Source organism: Rhodopseudomonas boonkerdii (assembly GCF_021184025.1).
GTDB lineage: Bacteria > Pseudomonadota > Alphaproteobacteria > Rhizobiales > Xanthobacteraceae > Tardiphaga > Tardiphaga boonkerdii.
Genome location: NZ_CP036537.1, coordinates 4119195 through 4132555, shown reverse-complemented (window position 1 = coordinate 4132555; position 13361 = coordinate 4119195). Strand labels below are relative to the sequence as shown.

13 protein-coding genes and 1 riboswitch are annotated in these 13361 nt (G+C 63.8%); of the genes, 8 read left to right on the top strand and 5 right to left on the bottom strand.

All coding sequences use genetic code 11. The features are described 5' to 3' along the window. Positions 1-9: 9 nt before the first annotated feature. The 5 genes from E0H22_RS19045 to E0H22_RS19025 form a co-directional block, all read right to left on the bottom strand. Complete coding sequence (locus E0H22_RS19045; protein ID WP_233022559.1) at positions 10-792, bottom strand: ABC transporter ATP-binding protein; 783 nt, start codon at positions 790-792, stop codon at positions 10-12. Continuing rightward, entirely contained in the window at positions 789-1814 is a 1026-nt protein-coding gene (locus tag E0H22_RS19040; protein WP_233022558.1) for a FecCD family ABC transporter permease, read from the bottom strand. Before E0H22_RS19040 ends, E0H22_RS19045 begins: the two co-directional genes overlap by 4 nt. Next, entirely contained in the window at positions 1808-3712 is a 1905-nt protein-coding gene (locus E0H22_RS19035) for a TonB-dependent receptor plug domain-containing protein (protein WP_233022557.1), read from the bottom strand. The genes E0H22_RS19040 and E0H22_RS19035 overlap by 7 nt, the downstream gene beginning before the upstream one ends. An 80-nt stretch (positions 3713-3792) precedes the next feature. Beyond that, positions 3793-4003: riboswitch (cobalamin riboswitch) on the bottom strand. Positions 4004-4042: 39 nt separating this feature from the next. Continuing rightward, entirely contained in the window at positions 4043-4825 is a 783-nt protein-coding gene (locus E0H22_RS19030) for an alpha/beta fold hydrolase (protein WP_233022556.1), read from the bottom strand. Between the two features lie 4 nt (positions 4826-4829). Further along, positions 4830-6125 carry an O-acetylhomoserine aminocarboxypropyltransferase gene (locus E0H22_RS19025; protein WP_233022555.1) on the bottom strand — a complete coding sequence of 432 codons (1296 nt, stop codon included), beginning with the start codon at positions 6123-6125 and terminating at the stop codon, positions 4830-4832. A gap of 136 nt (positions 6126-6261) precedes the next feature. Here E0H22_RS19025 and E0H22_RS19020 point away from each other — a divergent pair, with 136 nt between their 5' ends. The 8 genes from E0H22_RS19020 to E0H22_RS18985 all read left to right on the top strand — a co-directional run bounded on the left by E0H22_RS19020 (position 6262) and on the right by E0H22_RS18985 (position 13361). Then, a complete protein-coding gene (locus E0H22_RS19020) occupies positions 6262-6504 on the top strand; it encodes a hypothetical protein (protein WP_233026425.1) in 243 nt (80 codons plus the stop codon). A gap of 218 nt (positions 6505-6722) precedes the next feature. Then, positions 6723-6893, top strand: coding sequence for a hypothetical protein (locus tag E0H22_RS19015; RefSeq protein WP_233022554.1), 171 nt, complete (start codon positions 6723-6725; stop codon positions 6891-6893). Positions 6894-7751: 858 nt separating this feature from the next. Beyond that, on the top strand, positions 7752-8165 hold the full coding sequence (locus tag E0H22_RS19010; protein ID WP_233022553.1) for a DUF3830 family protein: 414 nt from the start codon (positions 7752-7754) through the stop codon (positions 8163-8165). Positions 8166-8176: 11 nt separating this feature from the next. Then, the gene (gene puuE, locus E0H22_RS19005) at positions 8177-9109 is read left to right on the top strand and encodes an allantoinase PuuE (RefSeq protein WP_233022552.1); all 933 of its coding nucleotides are present in this window, start codon (positions 8177-8179) and stop codon (positions 9107-9109) included. 184 nt (positions 9110-9293) lie between these two features. Then, positions 9294-10181: a 2-oxo-4-hydroxy-4-carboxy-5-ureidoimidazoline decarboxylase gene (gene uraD, locus E0H22_RS19000; protein WP_233022551.1), complete on the top strand. Its 888-nt coding sequence runs from the start codon at positions 9294-9296 to the stop codon at positions 10179-10181. A 35-nt stretch (positions 10182-10216) separates the two neighbouring features. Continuing rightward, entirely contained in the window at positions 10217-10987 is a 771-nt protein-coding gene (locus E0H22_RS18995) for a substrate-binding domain-containing protein (protein WP_233022550.1), read from the top strand. Positions 10988-11136: 149 nt separating this feature from the next. Beyond that, a complete protein-coding gene (gene pucL / locus E0H22_RS18990) occupies positions 11137-11976 on the top strand; it encodes a factor-independent urate hydroxylase (RefSeq protein ID WP_233022549.1) in 840 nt (279 codons plus the stop codon). 131 nt (positions 11977-12107) lie between these two features. After that, positions 12108-13361 (top strand): allantoate amidohydrolase, encoded by a 1254-nt coding sequence (locus tag E0H22_RS18985; protein ID WP_233022548.1) that lies wholly within the window; start codon positions 12108-12110, stop codon positions 13359-13361.

Genomic DNA, 13361 nt, shown 5'->3' with positions numbered 1-13361 from the left:
CGGCATCATTCATACTCCCGTCCAGGGAATGATCACGGCCTGATCGCCATGCGTCGCGCGGAACGTGCTGACGCGGAAGACATCGGCAAGGGTCGCCTCCGACAATGCCTCGGCCGGAGCTCCCTGGGCAACGAGACGACCACTCGACATCACCAACACCGTATCGGCGAAGCGGGCCGAGAGGCCGAGATCGTGGGTGACGACGATCACCAGCACGCCACCATCCGCGGTGCGGCGCAGATTCATCATCACATCGAGCTGGTAACGGGGATCGAGTGATGCCGTGGGCTCGTCGGCGAACACGATGGGTGCCTCGACCGCGAGCACGCGAGCCAGCGCAACCCGGCTGCGTTCGCCGCCGGAGAGTTCGGTGACCGGGCGATCGGCGAATCCGACGGTGTCGGTCGCTTCCATGGCGCGCTGGACGGCAGCTTCATCTGCAGGGGCGAGCCGCGCGGGATCGGTGCCGCCATGCGGATAGCGGCCGAGCGCGACGACGTCCCTGGCGACCAGCGGCCAATGCACGGCATGGCCTTGCGGCAGATAGCCGAAACGCTTCGCGCGCTCGCGCAGCGAGAGATCGGCGAGGGCGGTGCCTTCCACGGCGATGTGGCCGCTCGAGGTCTGCAGGCCGGCGAGGGCGCGCAACAATGTCGTCTTGCCGGCGCCGTTCGGGCCGACAAGGGCGACGAGATGCGCCTTGCTCAGCGACAGCGAGACATCCTGCAGCACGCGGCGGCCGGCCAGCGTGACGCTCAGATGGCTCGCGGTGAGCAGCGGAAATGCGCTCATGCGATGCCTCCGCCCAGCGCCCGGCGCTCACGCATGATGAGATAGAGGAAGAACGGCACGCCGATGATGGAGGTGAGCACGCCGACCTTGATATCGGTGGTGGCCGGAATGACGCGCACCGCGATATCGGCGGCGAGCAGCAGCGCGGCGCCGGTGAGCGCGCTCGGGATCAGCAGGCGGGCGGGATCATGGCCGACGATGGGGCGCATCAGATGCGGTGCGACGAGGCCAATGAAGCCGATGGTGCCGGCAACGGCGACAGCGCCTCCGACGCCGAGGGCGACGCCGACGATTACCAGCAGGCGCAGGCGCGACACGTTCACGCCGAGGCTTTGCGCCGTTTCCTCGCCAAGGCTGAGCGCCCGAAAGGCGGAGCGCTGGCTCATCAGGATTGCAGCGCCGGCGATGATGAAGGGCAATGCCAGTGTGACATGGCGGAAGCTGCGGTCTTCCAGCGAGCCGAGCAGCCAGAACGCGATCTCGAGTGCGGCGAAGGGATTGGGCGAGAGATTCATCACCAGTGCCGTTGCGGCGCCGGCGAGACTCGAGATCGCGAGGCCAGCGAGGATCAGCAACAGCAATCCGGCATTGCGGCCGGCAATGGTGAGCAGCACGAAGACCGAGGCAAAGGCCATGGTGATGCCGGCGACCGGCAGCGCCCATGAGCGGACGTCGGCGAGGCCGAGGGAAATCATCAGCACCGCGCCGAACGCCGCCGATTGCGGTGCGCCGAACAATGACGGCGAGGCGAGGGGATTGCGCAGCAAGCCCTGCAACGCCGCGCCTGACAGGCCGAGAATGGCGCCAATGGCGAGCGCGAGGACGGCGCGCGGCAGTCGGATCTCGCGGACGATGATCTGCTGCACATCGCTGGCGCCGCCGAACAGGGCATCGAGCACCGTCAGCGGCGGCAGGTGAACGGGGCCGGTGCCGAGCGACGCCAGCAGCAGGAGAACCACGAGCCCGACGAGCGCCGTGGTGGCGATCGCCGTTCGTCTTGCTGCTGACTGTCCGGTTACCATGTGGCGTTGAATCCCGCATAGAGCGCGGGGCCAGTGGTACCGAAGTTCAGTACTTCCTGGTAGCGCTCATTGAGGATGTTTTCGCCGCGGGCGAACACCTTCCAGTTGGCGTCGAGCTTGTACTCACTATAGAGGTCGACCCGGGTATAGGCATCGACGACGCCGACTTCGTTGGCGCTGCTGTAGCGCTTCGACACGGTGGTGATGCGCGGCTCGATGAGCCAGCGATCGTTCGGCGTGATGGTGACGGCGACGCGCGCGAGGTTTTGCGGACGGCGCGCCAGCGTCAGGCCGGTCGTGAGATCGACGGCGTGCAGGTACGTATAGGCCGCGTTGATCTTCACAAGGCCAGGCAGCACATCGATATTGGCGCCGACTTCGAGGCCGCTGGTCTCGGCGCGAGCGACATTGGTGTAATAGCCGAGCGGGCGCGAAGCATTGCTGACAAAGTTGATGAGATTGTTGAAGTCGTTCGCAAAGCCGGTCACCGACAGAACGAGGCGGCCGTTGAACAGACTCTGGTTGATGCCGGCGTCGTAGCCGAAGCTCGTTTCCGGCGTCAGGTTCAAGTTGCCATAGGTGCTGTCATAGAGCTGGAACAGCGTCGGCGCCTTGGCGCCGGTGCCGGCGCTGGCGCGAAGTTTCGTTCCGGTTTCGGAGATGTTGTAGGCTGCGGTCGCGCGCCATGTTTCGAAGCGCGCGACGTTGACCACGTCATCGACCCGTCCGCCGAGCGTGACGTTCAGCCGCTCGCCGACAGGTACCGACCACAATGCGAAGGCCGAGTTGGTGTCCTGCTGTTTCGCCAGCAGCGGTGTCATCAGGCCTGCGATCGGAAGGACGTTTGTCGAGAAGGTCTGCGCGGTTTCGCTCTGGGTCTTGGCACCGTAGATGAGCGTGCCGAAGCTGCCGAGCTTCAGATTGGCCTGATACTCGGCGCCGAGACTGTTGCCCCAGTAATCGGATATTTTGGCCGTGGTGTTCTGGGGCAGCATGTTGGTTCTGTAGCTGACATCATAGAACGAGCGCTCGGTATGGGTATTCGACACCGTCACATTATGCGTGAGCACGCCCCCGAACGAGTCGATGCTGGCGCGACCATAGATCGTTTGCAGCAGACGATCGGCCGAGGACGGCGTGTCGGGGAATGCGCCCGTCGCCGCATCATAGGCCGCGCGCGTGAAGGATTGCACGGTGCCGGCTTCGAGCCTGATGCCTTCGCCGGCATCGTAACCGATCCGCGCGGAGCCGCCGATGCGGTCCAAACCATCGCTCTCGAGATTCGGAAACTTCGCCTCGATGGACGGAATGCGATAGCCGTAGCGCGAGAATCCGTTGGAGTGCTGGCCGCCGCCGGTAAAGGCATAGGACCATGGACCGTTGGTGCCCGTGACCGATCCCTGCGTCACCACGGTGCCATAGCTGCCGGCTTCGGTGCGGACGTTGAATTGTGCGGGGCCTGAACCCTTCTTGGTGATGATATTGACCACGCCGCCCATGGCGTCGGAGCCGTAGAGTGCGCTTTGCGGGCCGCGCAGCACCTCGATGCGATCGATGGACGAGGGCGCGAACATGGCGAACTCGAAGTCGCCGCTCGCCGCGGTGGGATCGTTGACGCGGATGCCGTCGATCATCACCAGGGTCTGGCCGGGATTGGCGCCGCGCAGGCGGACACTGGCGGTGCCGCCGGGGCCGCCGTTTTCGGAGATATCGAGTCCAGGCACGCTGCGCAGGGCGTCGACCAGCGAACCGGGATTCGAGGTCGCGACGGTTTCGCCCGAGATCACGTTGATGGCGCTGCCGGTCGCGTTCAGCGGCTCCGCCGTGCGACTAGCGGTGACGACGACCTCGGACAGTTGCTGTGTGCTGGATTGCGCCTGCGCCTGGTGTGCAGACATAGCGAGTACCGCTGCACTACCTGCAGCGATCTTGATTCGGATAGACATGAGATTCCTTACCGCCGACCCACCGTCGAACGAGCTGACACATGTCCTCGGCCGGTCTCCTGGCTCGCAGTGGTTTCCAACTCCGCCTTCCCGAGCATGCTCAGTGGCGTCAGGGAGCTGGACGAACTGCTTACAGTTGCGGGGGCAGCTGCGGCATCGGGGGAAGTTCGCCCTAAGGCGGATTCCCCACACCGCATTCCCGTTTCACCTCCTCGCGGAGGCACCGATGACGGAACCTGATTGGCACAGCGCGCCACGCTGCGCAACCGGCTTTGATCGGTTCTAGCTCTTCAATGCCGCGAGCACCTCGTCGGGACGCTCGACCATCATCATGTGACCGGTCGCCGGCAGAATGACCGTGCGGGCATCGGAGAGCGCGGCAGCGAGCGCCTTGCCGGCCTTGGCCGGGGTCATCATGTCCCGCTCGCCGAGGATCAGCGTCACCGGAACCTTGACCTGGGCCGCGGCGGCGAGGGCATTCTGGTAAGTGTTGCAGGCATTCAGATCGGCATAGAGCACGCCGGGCTTGGTCGCCTCCAGCACGCGCTGAGCGCCGGTATGCATCCACAGGCCGGGCGCGAGGCTGCCGCCGAGTTCGGCGCGCATGCCGAGGCCCCAGATCGACACCATGTCGATGGCCGAATGCTGGTTGGCTTCGGCGTCCTTGAGCAGGTCGGGGCCGACGGTCATCGTCGCCGCGGTGCCGAGCAGGTCGAGGCGCGTGACTTTGTCCGGATGACGTGCCGCGGTTTCCAGCGCGATCAGCGAGCCCATGGAATGGCCGATCAGCCGCGCCTGTTTAGCGCCGGCCGCAGCGATCAGCGCCGCAGTCCAGTCAGCGAGATCGCCGATGCTGGTGAGCGCTTCGCCGCCGCTGCGGCCATGGCCGGGCAAATCGGGCGCGAGCACGGCATAGCCATGATGGGCGAACCAGCGCGTATGCAGCGCCCAGGTGGAACTGTCGAAGCCGGCGCCGTGAAGCAGCACCACAACCGGCAATGACGGGTCGAACATGCGTCCGCCATTGGCGACGAAGATGTCGTGACCGTTGACTGTGATCTGCATCGGCTCAACCCTTCTGCGAGAAGCGCAGCGCCTGCGCGAGATCGTCCAAAATATCTTCCGCCGCCTCGATGCCGACCGATAGCCGGATCAGTTCTTCGCCGATGCCGGCGGCTTTCAGTTGCTCGGCATCCATCTGCTGATGGGTGGTGGAAGCCGGATGGATCACCAGCGTCTTGGCGTCGCCGACATTGGCGAGATGGCTGGTGAGCTTCAGTGCCTCGATGAATTTGCGCCCCGCAGGACGTCCGCCCTTGATGCCGAAAGAGATGATCGAGCCGGCGCCGCGGGGCAGCAGCTTCTTTGCCAGCGCGTGATCGGGGTGGTTCTCCAGCGAGGGATGCAGCACCCAGTCGACGGCCTTGTTCGCGGTGAGCGCAGCGAGCACGGCACGCGTATTGGCGACGTGGCGCTCCATGCGGATGCCGAGCGTCTCGACGCCCTGCAGCAGCTGGAAGGCATTGATCGGCGAGAGGCAGGCGCCGAAATCGCGCAAACCTTCGGTGCGCGCGCGCATGATGAAGGCGGCCGTGCCGAACTGTTCGTCGAAGACGATGCCGTGATAGCCGGCATAGGGTTCGGTGAGTTGCGGGAATTTGCCGGAAGCGCGCCAGTCGAAGCGGCCGCCATCGACGAGGACGCCGCCGATGGCAACGCCATGACCACCGATCCACTTCGTCGTGGAGTTCATCACGATATCGGCGCCGAGATCGATCGGGCGCGACAGGAACGGCGTTGCAAAGGTGTTGTCGATCAGCAGCGGGATCTTTGCGGCATGCGCGATCTCGGCGACGGCGGGAATGTCGAGCACTTCGAGGCCGGGATTGCCGATGGTCTCGCCGATCACGAGTTTGGTGTTCGGCTTGATCGCGGCCTTGAACGCATCGAGATCGCGCGGCTTCACGAATGTCGTGGTGATGCCGAAGCGCGGCAGCGTATGCGCCAGCAGGTTGATGGTGCCGCCATAGAGCGATGACGACGCCACGATATGGTCGCCGGCATCGAGGATCGTCGCAATGGCGAGATGAAGCGCCGCCATGCCCGATGCGGTGCATACGGCGCCGACACCGTTCTCCAAGGCAGCGAGGCGTTCCTCCAGCACCGCAATGGTCGGATTGGAGATGCGGGTATAGATATGGCCGGCGCGTTCGAGGTTGAACAGGGCCGCCGCGTGATCGGTGTCCTGAAACACGAAGGACGTGGTTTGATGAATCGGCACTGCGCGCGATCCGGTGACCGGATCGGGATGCTGGCCGGCATGCAGGCTCAGCGTTTCGAAAGCAGGCGGCTTGGGTGCTGGCATCTGGCGTCTCGTCCCTTTTGATTTCCGGTATCTATGGCACGAATCCCATCGCAAGTGCGAGCAGTGCGCATTTCGACAGATGGAACAAAGCGAGCGGTTGTTACTTGTCCGTAGCCGTGCCTGTGGAGAACTTCCGATGAAAAAATTGCTGCTATGCGCTGCCGTAATGGGCCTGGTCTTTTCCTCCGCAGCCGCTGAGGCAAAGGGATGTATCAAAGGCGCGATCATCGGCGGCATCGCCGGTCATTACGCAGGACATGGCAAGGTCGGCGCCGTTGCGGGTTGCTTGATCGGTCGTCACGAGGCAAACAAGGCCGATGCCGAGCGTGCGCACAAGGCGCAGCAGCAGCCGTCGCCGCATGAGGACGGTCGCATCTAACGTCGCCGTGTCGTTTCATGCGTGCGGCGTCGTGTTGTTGACGAACAGTGGGATTCGAAAGGCCTCACTCCGGTGGAGATGAGGCTGCCGTCGTCTTCGGGCGACGTTTTGGGGAAGCGGGCGTAAGGGGCGTGGTACTACATCGCGATGTGTTCTGGCTCGGTCGGCAATGGGCCGTCACCGGTTACGGCGTTCAGGCCGTCAGCAAGAAGCACAACATGAAATTTGATATCGATGTCTCGCAGATCTGGGGCGATGATCTTGACGCGCCGATGCGCGATCTGCCGTGGTTCGACGCGCAGGATTTCGCCGAGGCGGTGGAACGGGCGAGACAGCGCGCGACGGAACAGCCGCTGTCGTTTCGGCCGCCGTTGAGTGATGAAAGGTAGTTTCTTTTCCCTCCTCAGAGTGCCGTAGGGCGGATGAGCCGAAGGCGTAATCCGCCGCGGAGTTTCGGTTACGCCCTCGGCCGGCGGATGACGCTGCGCTCATCCGCCCTACGCCCAGCGCGTCGTTGCTGATCAACATGTCAAACAGCCCCGTCATGTCTGAAATCATGCGCTCGCATTCTCGCGGCGCTTGCGCGTCCGAGGTGTGAGCAGGTCTCCCCTCGAAACATGAGGGGAGGCGGCACGCCGCAAGGCGCGTGGGGGTGGGACTGACGCGATCGGTTCGCACTGGATCGCCAGTGCTGGCCGGCCGCGCAACGCCTGACGGCGTGCCACCGCGGGACTTTTGGCTGGAGGACCGCTCTGTCGCACACCGGCACGTCCCTTACTCCTTGCCGCAGCAAGTTTCCGAGCCGCTGATCCCGACGGATTTCTCCGCCGTTCGCCTGTGCCGTCGCAGCCGACCTATCGGCTCCCCCTCGTAATGGGGAGGGACGGTGACCCCCGGCCTCCCGAGTCCTGCTTGCGAGGCAGGCCGCGGGCTCCGCATCCTGTCCCGCTCAAAGAACGCCTCATGAGAGCGCCCCCCGCGAACAAGACGGCTGGGATAATGGACGGGATGGGAATTTTGTCAAGAACGAAATGAGAACATTTTATCGCGACCGTAGGATGGGTAGAGCGGAGCGAAACCCATCAATCCCGTCGATGCCTCACGCTCCGCCGATGGGTTTCGCTCCGGCGCGTCGCGCCTGCGCTCTACCCATCCTACGAAGGAGATATGCTCCACCCTTGCTTCTTCGCAGCGCACCTGCACACTGGCATAGATCTATCCACACTCAATCCACGAGACCTGCCCGCATGAGCCAGCTCAAAGTCCATATCGGCGATTTCACCTTCGATGCGAAATTCGAGGAGGAGGATGCGCCCGCCACTGTCGCCGCCTTCAAGAAGGCGATGCCGTTCGACAGCCAGGCCATCCATGTGCGCTGGAGCGGCGAGGGCGTGTGGATGCCGCTGGGCGATCTCGACTTTGGGGTCGGCTACGAGAACCACACCTCGTTCCCGGCGCCGGGACACATGATTCTGTATCCCGGCGGTATCAGCGAGACCGAGATCCTGCTCGCCTATAGCGGCGTGCATTTCGCCAGCAAGATGGGCCAGCTCGCCGGCAATCACTTCATCACCATCACCTCCAATCTCGACAAGCTGAAGGAGATGGGCAAGACGGTGCTGTGGAAGGGCGCGCAGAAAGTCCGCATCGAGCTCGTGTGATGAGCCGGGATATGTCTTGCGATTATCCCCGCGATCTCCGCGGCTATGGCCGCCATCCGCCCGATCCGAAATGGCCGGGCGGCGCACGCGTGGCGGTGCAGTTCGTCGTCAATTTCGAGGAAGGCGGCGAAAACAACATCCTGCATGGCGACCGCGCCTCGGAAGCGTTCCTATCCGATGTGCTGGGCGCGCAGCCATGGCCGGGCCAGCGCCACGCCAATATCGAGAGCATGTTCGAATATGGCTCGCGAGCCGGTTTCTGGCGGCTGTTCCGGATATTCACCGAGCGCGGGTTGCCGACCACGGTATTCGGCGTCGCCACAGCGCTCGCGCGCAATCCCGAGATCGTCGCCGCCATGCAGGAGGCGACATGGGATATCGCCAGCCACAGCCTGAAGTGGATCGAGCACAAGGACATGTCCGAGTCCGAGGAGCGCCATGAGATCGCCGAGGCGATCCGCGTGCATACGGAGGCGACGGGATCGCGGCCGACCGGCTGGTACACCGGCCGCAGCTCGATCAATACGCTGCGCCTGCTGATGGAGGCCGGCGGCTTCAAGTATCTCAGCGACAGCTATGCCGACGATCTGCCTTACTGGGTGAAGGGCCCGGGCGAGCCGCAGCTCATCATTCCCTATACGCTCGACGCCAATGACATGCGCTTCACCAATGCGCAGGGGTTCAGCAATGGCGAGCAGTTCTTCTCCTATTTGAAGGATTCCTTCGACGTGCTCTATGCGGAGGGCGCGACATCGCCGAAGTTGATGACGGTGGGCCTGCATTGTCGTCTCGTCGGAAGGCCCGGCCGCGCGGCTTCGTTGATGCGCTTCCTCGATTACATCATGGGCCACGACAAGGTGTGGGTGCCGACGCGGCTGCAGATTGCGGATCATTGGCATGTCCATCTGAAGCATCTCGCGGCGGATGCTCGCGCGATTGGATAGGTATTCGGGGTGTGATTGATACTTGTCCCGGACGCGGTGCAATGCGCAGCGTTGCGCCGCAGAGCCGGGAGCGTCCCGGATGCCGGAGTTCGTTACCGTCCCGGCTCTGCGAAGCGGCATAAGCATGCCGCATCGCGTCCGGAACGCGACCTTAACCGATGCAAGCTTACTGGAGAGGCCACGCATGACCGAGACGACGCTCGCTCATCTCAATTCATGCAGCAAGGCGGATTTCGTCGCGGCGCTGGCCAATATTTTCGAATATTCGCCATGGATTGCGGAGGCCGCCGCAGATCGGCGGCCGTTTGCAGGCGTGAGCGCGCTGTTCACGGCGATGACGGCGACCGTCGAAGGCGGCAGCGACAAACAGCGGCTGGCTCTGATCAGGGCGCATCCCGATCTCGCCGACAAGACCCAGCGCGCGGCGGGATTGACCGCGGAATCCCATGCCGAGCAGAACAGCGCCGGTCTCGACCGGCTGTCGGACGCGGAATACCAGGCGTTCGAACAGGCGAATACCGCCTATCGCAAGAAGTTCGATTTTCCCTACATCGTCTGCGTCCGCCGTCACACGAAAGATTCCATCCTCGCCGATTTCGAGAAGCGGCTGCCGAACGACGCGAAGGCCGAGGTGGCGGCGTCGATCGGCGAAATCTGCAGGATCGCGGCGCTGCGGCTCGATCAACTCGTGAAGGGCGACGATCCGCTCAAGGTGCATGGGCGGCTTTCCACCCATGTGCTTGATACGCATGGCGGCAAGCCGGCGGCAGGGATCGAGGTCGAGTTGATGGAATTGTCGCGGCTCGGCGCGAGCCGGGTGGTTGCGCGCACCGTCACCAATCACGACGGCCGCACCGACATGCCGCTGATCGGCGGGCGGCCGGTGCCGATCGGGCGCTATGAATTGACCTTCAAGGTCGGCGCCTATTTCGCGGCACGCAAGGTGGCGATGTCGGACCCGCCGTTTCTCGACGAGATTCCGTTGCGGTTTGCGGTTTACGAGCCGGAGGGACATCTCCATGTGCCGCTGCTGGTGACGCCATGGAGCTATGGAACGTATCGGGGAAGTTAGTCGCGCTTCTGGAAGAGTATTACGGAGAAAACGTCATGCGCCATTTTATCCGTCTGGTCGTCTTGGTCGGCAGTATCGCTATCGGCAGCGTCGTTTCCGCCGCTGATGTCCATGTCATGATTTCCGGCGGCTTCACTGCAGCGTACAAGGAACTGGTGCCGCAATATGAGAAGGCCACCGGTCATCACGTGGTGACGGCCTATGGGCCGTCGATGGGCGAGACGCCGCAGGCGATCCCGATGCGGCTACAGCGCGGCGAGCCGGCCGATGTGCTGATCATGGTCGGCTATGCGCTCGGAGATCTCATCGACAAAGGCAAGGTGGCGAAAGACAGCCGTGTCGATCTCGCTGATTCCCCGATAGGTGTGGCGGTCAAAGCGGGGGCGCCGAAACCGGATCTCTCGACCCCGGAGACGTTGAAGCAGGCGCTGCTGCATGCGACGTCAGTGGCCTATTCGGACAGCGCGAGTGGCGTTTATGTGGGGACGGAGATGTTCGCCAAGCTCGGCATCGCAGACGTGATGAAGGACAAGGCCCGCAAGATACCGGCGACACCGGTCGGCGAGATCGTCGCGCATGGCGAGGCGGAGCTCGGCTTTCAGCAGATCAGCGAGCTCAAACCGGTGGCGGGGATCGATATCGTCGGCCCGCTGCCAGCGGCGCTGCAGAAGCTCACGGTGTTTTCCGCGGGGGTACCGATCAATGCGCAGCAGCCGGCGGCCGGCAAGGAGCTGATCGCGTTTCTCTCCTCGAAGCAGGCCGCGTCGACGGTGAAGGCGAGTGGACTCGAGCCGAAGGGGCAGTGAGACAGGAGCCATACCTGTTATGCCGGGCCTGATCCCGCGCCTGCCACACCAGGCTGCGCTTGACCGGCGCCGCCAAGTTGCTCGAAATAACCCGCGGGAATATGTGGCGGCCGGACATTCCGGATCGCCGTCAGCATCGGAGGTCGTTCGTGCCGCTCATCAGGAACCGCTACGGCAAAGGCCGGGTCCGCATCATGCGGGTGCATCGGGACGGTGACAGGCAGGACGTCAGCCAGCTCAGCCTCAAGGTGATGCTGGAGGGCGATTTCGGCCGCGCCTATACGAATGCCGATAACTCGACTTCGACCTCCACCGATACGATCAAGAACATCGTCAACGTGACGGCGCGCGAGAATACGGCGCTGCAGACCGAGCCGTTCTGCCAGGTGCTGGCGCAACGCTATCTCGATCTCTATCCGCAGGCGGGGTCGGTGGCCATCACGGCGCATGAGACCAAATGGAGCCGGCTGTCCATCGACGGTGTGCCGCATCCGCATAGTTTCGTGCGTGACGACAACGGCAAGCCGTTCGTGGAGCTGGTCGCAACCCGCGACGGCATGACGATGAGTTCGGGAATGGACAATTTCGTGTTCATGAAATCCACCCAGTCAGGGTGGGCGGGCTACTACACGGACAAATACTCCACCATCCAGCCGACCGACGACCGCATCTGCGCGACGTCGATGGTGGCGTCATGGAAGTGGTCGGGCACGCCGGCGGACTATGCGGCGACCAATGCAACGATCCTGGAGACGCTGTTGCGCGAATTTGCGACGACTTATAGTCCGAGCGTCCAGAACAGCCTGTATCGCATGGGCGAGAAGGCGCTCGCGGCGGTGCCGGAGATTTCCGAGATCAGCATGGCCTGCCCGAACCTGCATTTCATCCTGATGAATCTGGCGCCGTTCGGTCTCGATAACAACAATGACGTGTTCCTGCCCACGGAGGAGCCGCACGGCCAGATCGAATGCACGGTGGGACGCGGCTAGTGCCACGCATCCCTTCACCTCTCCCCGCGCAGGATGCGGGAGAGGTGAAGGGGCGCCGCCATTGCTTGCCAGCGAGGTCGCAAAATCTGCTACGATGACCGCGGTGATCGAGATACGCGACCGGGAAAGCGATGACAGATAATTCTACAAGCAACGACTTGCTCGGTGCACAAATCGTCGGGCGCATTGACGAACTCGCTGCGATCTCGGAAACGCCTGACCATCTCACGCGTGTGTTCCTGTCCAGGGAGCACCGCGCGGCGGCGGAGCTGCTGGTGGGCTGGATGCATCAGGCGGGGATGCTGGCGCGGGTCGATGCGATCGGCAATGTGTGCGGGCGCTACGAGGGCAGCAAGCTGGGGGCGCCCTGCCTGATGCTGGGCTCGCATTACGACACCGTGCGCGATGCCGGCAAGTGGGACGGCCCGCTGGGCGTCATCACCGCGATCGCCTGTGTCGGCGATCTCCATCGTCGCGGCGTACGTTTGCCCTTCGCCATCGAGATCGTCGCCTTTGCCGACGAGGAGGGGACGCGCTTTGCTTCCACCCTGCTGGGTAGCCGTGCGGTGGCCGGTACCTTTACCGAGAGTGCATTGGCGAGCCGCGATCGCGACGGCACCAGCATGCGCGAGGCGATGATCGCGTTCGGCCTCGATCCCGATCATATCGGTGCGGCCGCGCGCGCGCCGGCGGAGGTGCTGGCCTATCTCGAGCTGCACATCGAGCAAGGGCCGGTGCTGGAGGCGCAGAAGCTGCCGGTGGGCGTCGTCACCGCCATTGCCGGCGCGACGCGGCTTGCGGTCGAACTGCACGGCACAGCCGGCCATGCGGGCACTGTGCCGATGCCGATGCGGCGCGATGCGCTGACGGGCGCGGCGGAATGCATCCTCGCGGTGGAGGAGTTCTGCCGCTCTGACCGCGGCGGGCTGGTGGGCACGGTCGGCTATATCAATGCCATGCCGGGCGCGACGAATGTGATCCCGGGCCTCGTCTCCTTCACGCTCGACATTCGCGCGTCAAAAGACAGTTATCGCAAGATGGCGGTGACCGACATCGTGCGCGAGATCGAGACCATCGCGAAGCAGCGTCAGCTCGACCTGCAGATCAATGTGACCCATGAGAACCGTACGGCGCCCTGTGCGCCCTGGCTGCAGCAGCAGATCGCCGATGCGATCGCGGCGGAGGGCCATCGCGTGTTCGAGCTGCCGAGCGGAGCCGGGCATGACGGCATGGCGATGATCGATATCGCCGATGTGGCCATGCTGTTCGTGCGCTGCCGCGGCGGCATCAGCCACAATCCGGCCGAGCATGTGGAGCCGGCGGATGTCGAGGCCGGTGCGCGCGTATTGCTGCGGGTGATCGAGAATTTCAGAATGAAGGCATAG

Excerpts from the sequence above, each read along its gene's own strand:
- E0H22_RS18985 (WP_233022548.1), top strand. The coding sequence starts at position 12,108 with ATGACAGATAATTCTACAAGCAACGACTTGCTCGGTGCACAAATCGTC.
- E0H22_RS19030 (WP_233022556.1), bottom strand. The coding sequence starts at position 4,825 with ATGCAGATCACAGTCAACGGTCACGACATCTTCGTCGCCAATGGCGGA.
- puuE (WP_233022552.1), top strand. The coding sequence starts at position 8,177 with ATGTCTTGCGATTATCCCCGCGATCTCCGCGGCTATGGCCGCCATCCG.
- E0H22_RS19045 (WP_233022559.1), bottom strand. The coding sequence starts at position 792 with ATGAGCGCATTTCCGCTGCTCACCGCGAGCCATCTGAGCGTCACGCTG.
- E0H22_RS19035 (WP_233022557.1), bottom strand. The coding sequence starts at position 3,712 with ATGTCTGCACACCAGGCGCAGGCGCAATCCAGCACACAGCAACTGTCC.
- E0H22_RS19040 (WP_233022558.1), bottom strand. The coding sequence starts at position 1,814 with ATGGTAACCGGACAGTCAGCAGCAAGACGAACGGCGATCGCCACCACG.
- E0H22_RS19010 (WP_233022553.1), top strand. The coding sequence starts at position 7,752 with ATGAGCCAGCTCAAAGTCCATATCGGCGATTTCACCTTCGATGCGAAA.
- E0H22_RS19015 (WP_233022554.1), top strand. The coding sequence starts at position 6,723 with ATGAAATTTGATATCGATGTCTCGCAGATCTGGGGCGATGATCTTGAC.
- E0H22_RS18995 (WP_233022550.1), top strand. The coding sequence starts at position 10,217 with ATGCGCCATTTTATCCGTCTGGTCGTCTTGGTCGGCAGTATCGCTATC.
- E0H22_RS19020 (WP_233026425.1), top strand. The coding sequence starts at position 6,262 with ATGAAAAAATTGCTGCTATGCGCTGCCGTAATGGGCCTGGTCTTTTCC.
- uraD (WP_233022551.1), top strand. The coding sequence starts at position 9,294 with ATGACCGAGACGACGCTCGCTCATCTCAATTCATGCAGCAAGGCGGAT.
- E0H22_RS19025 (WP_233022555.1), bottom strand. The coding sequence starts at position 6,125 with ATGCCAGCACCCAAGCCGCCTGCTTTCGAAACGCTGAGCCTGCATGCC.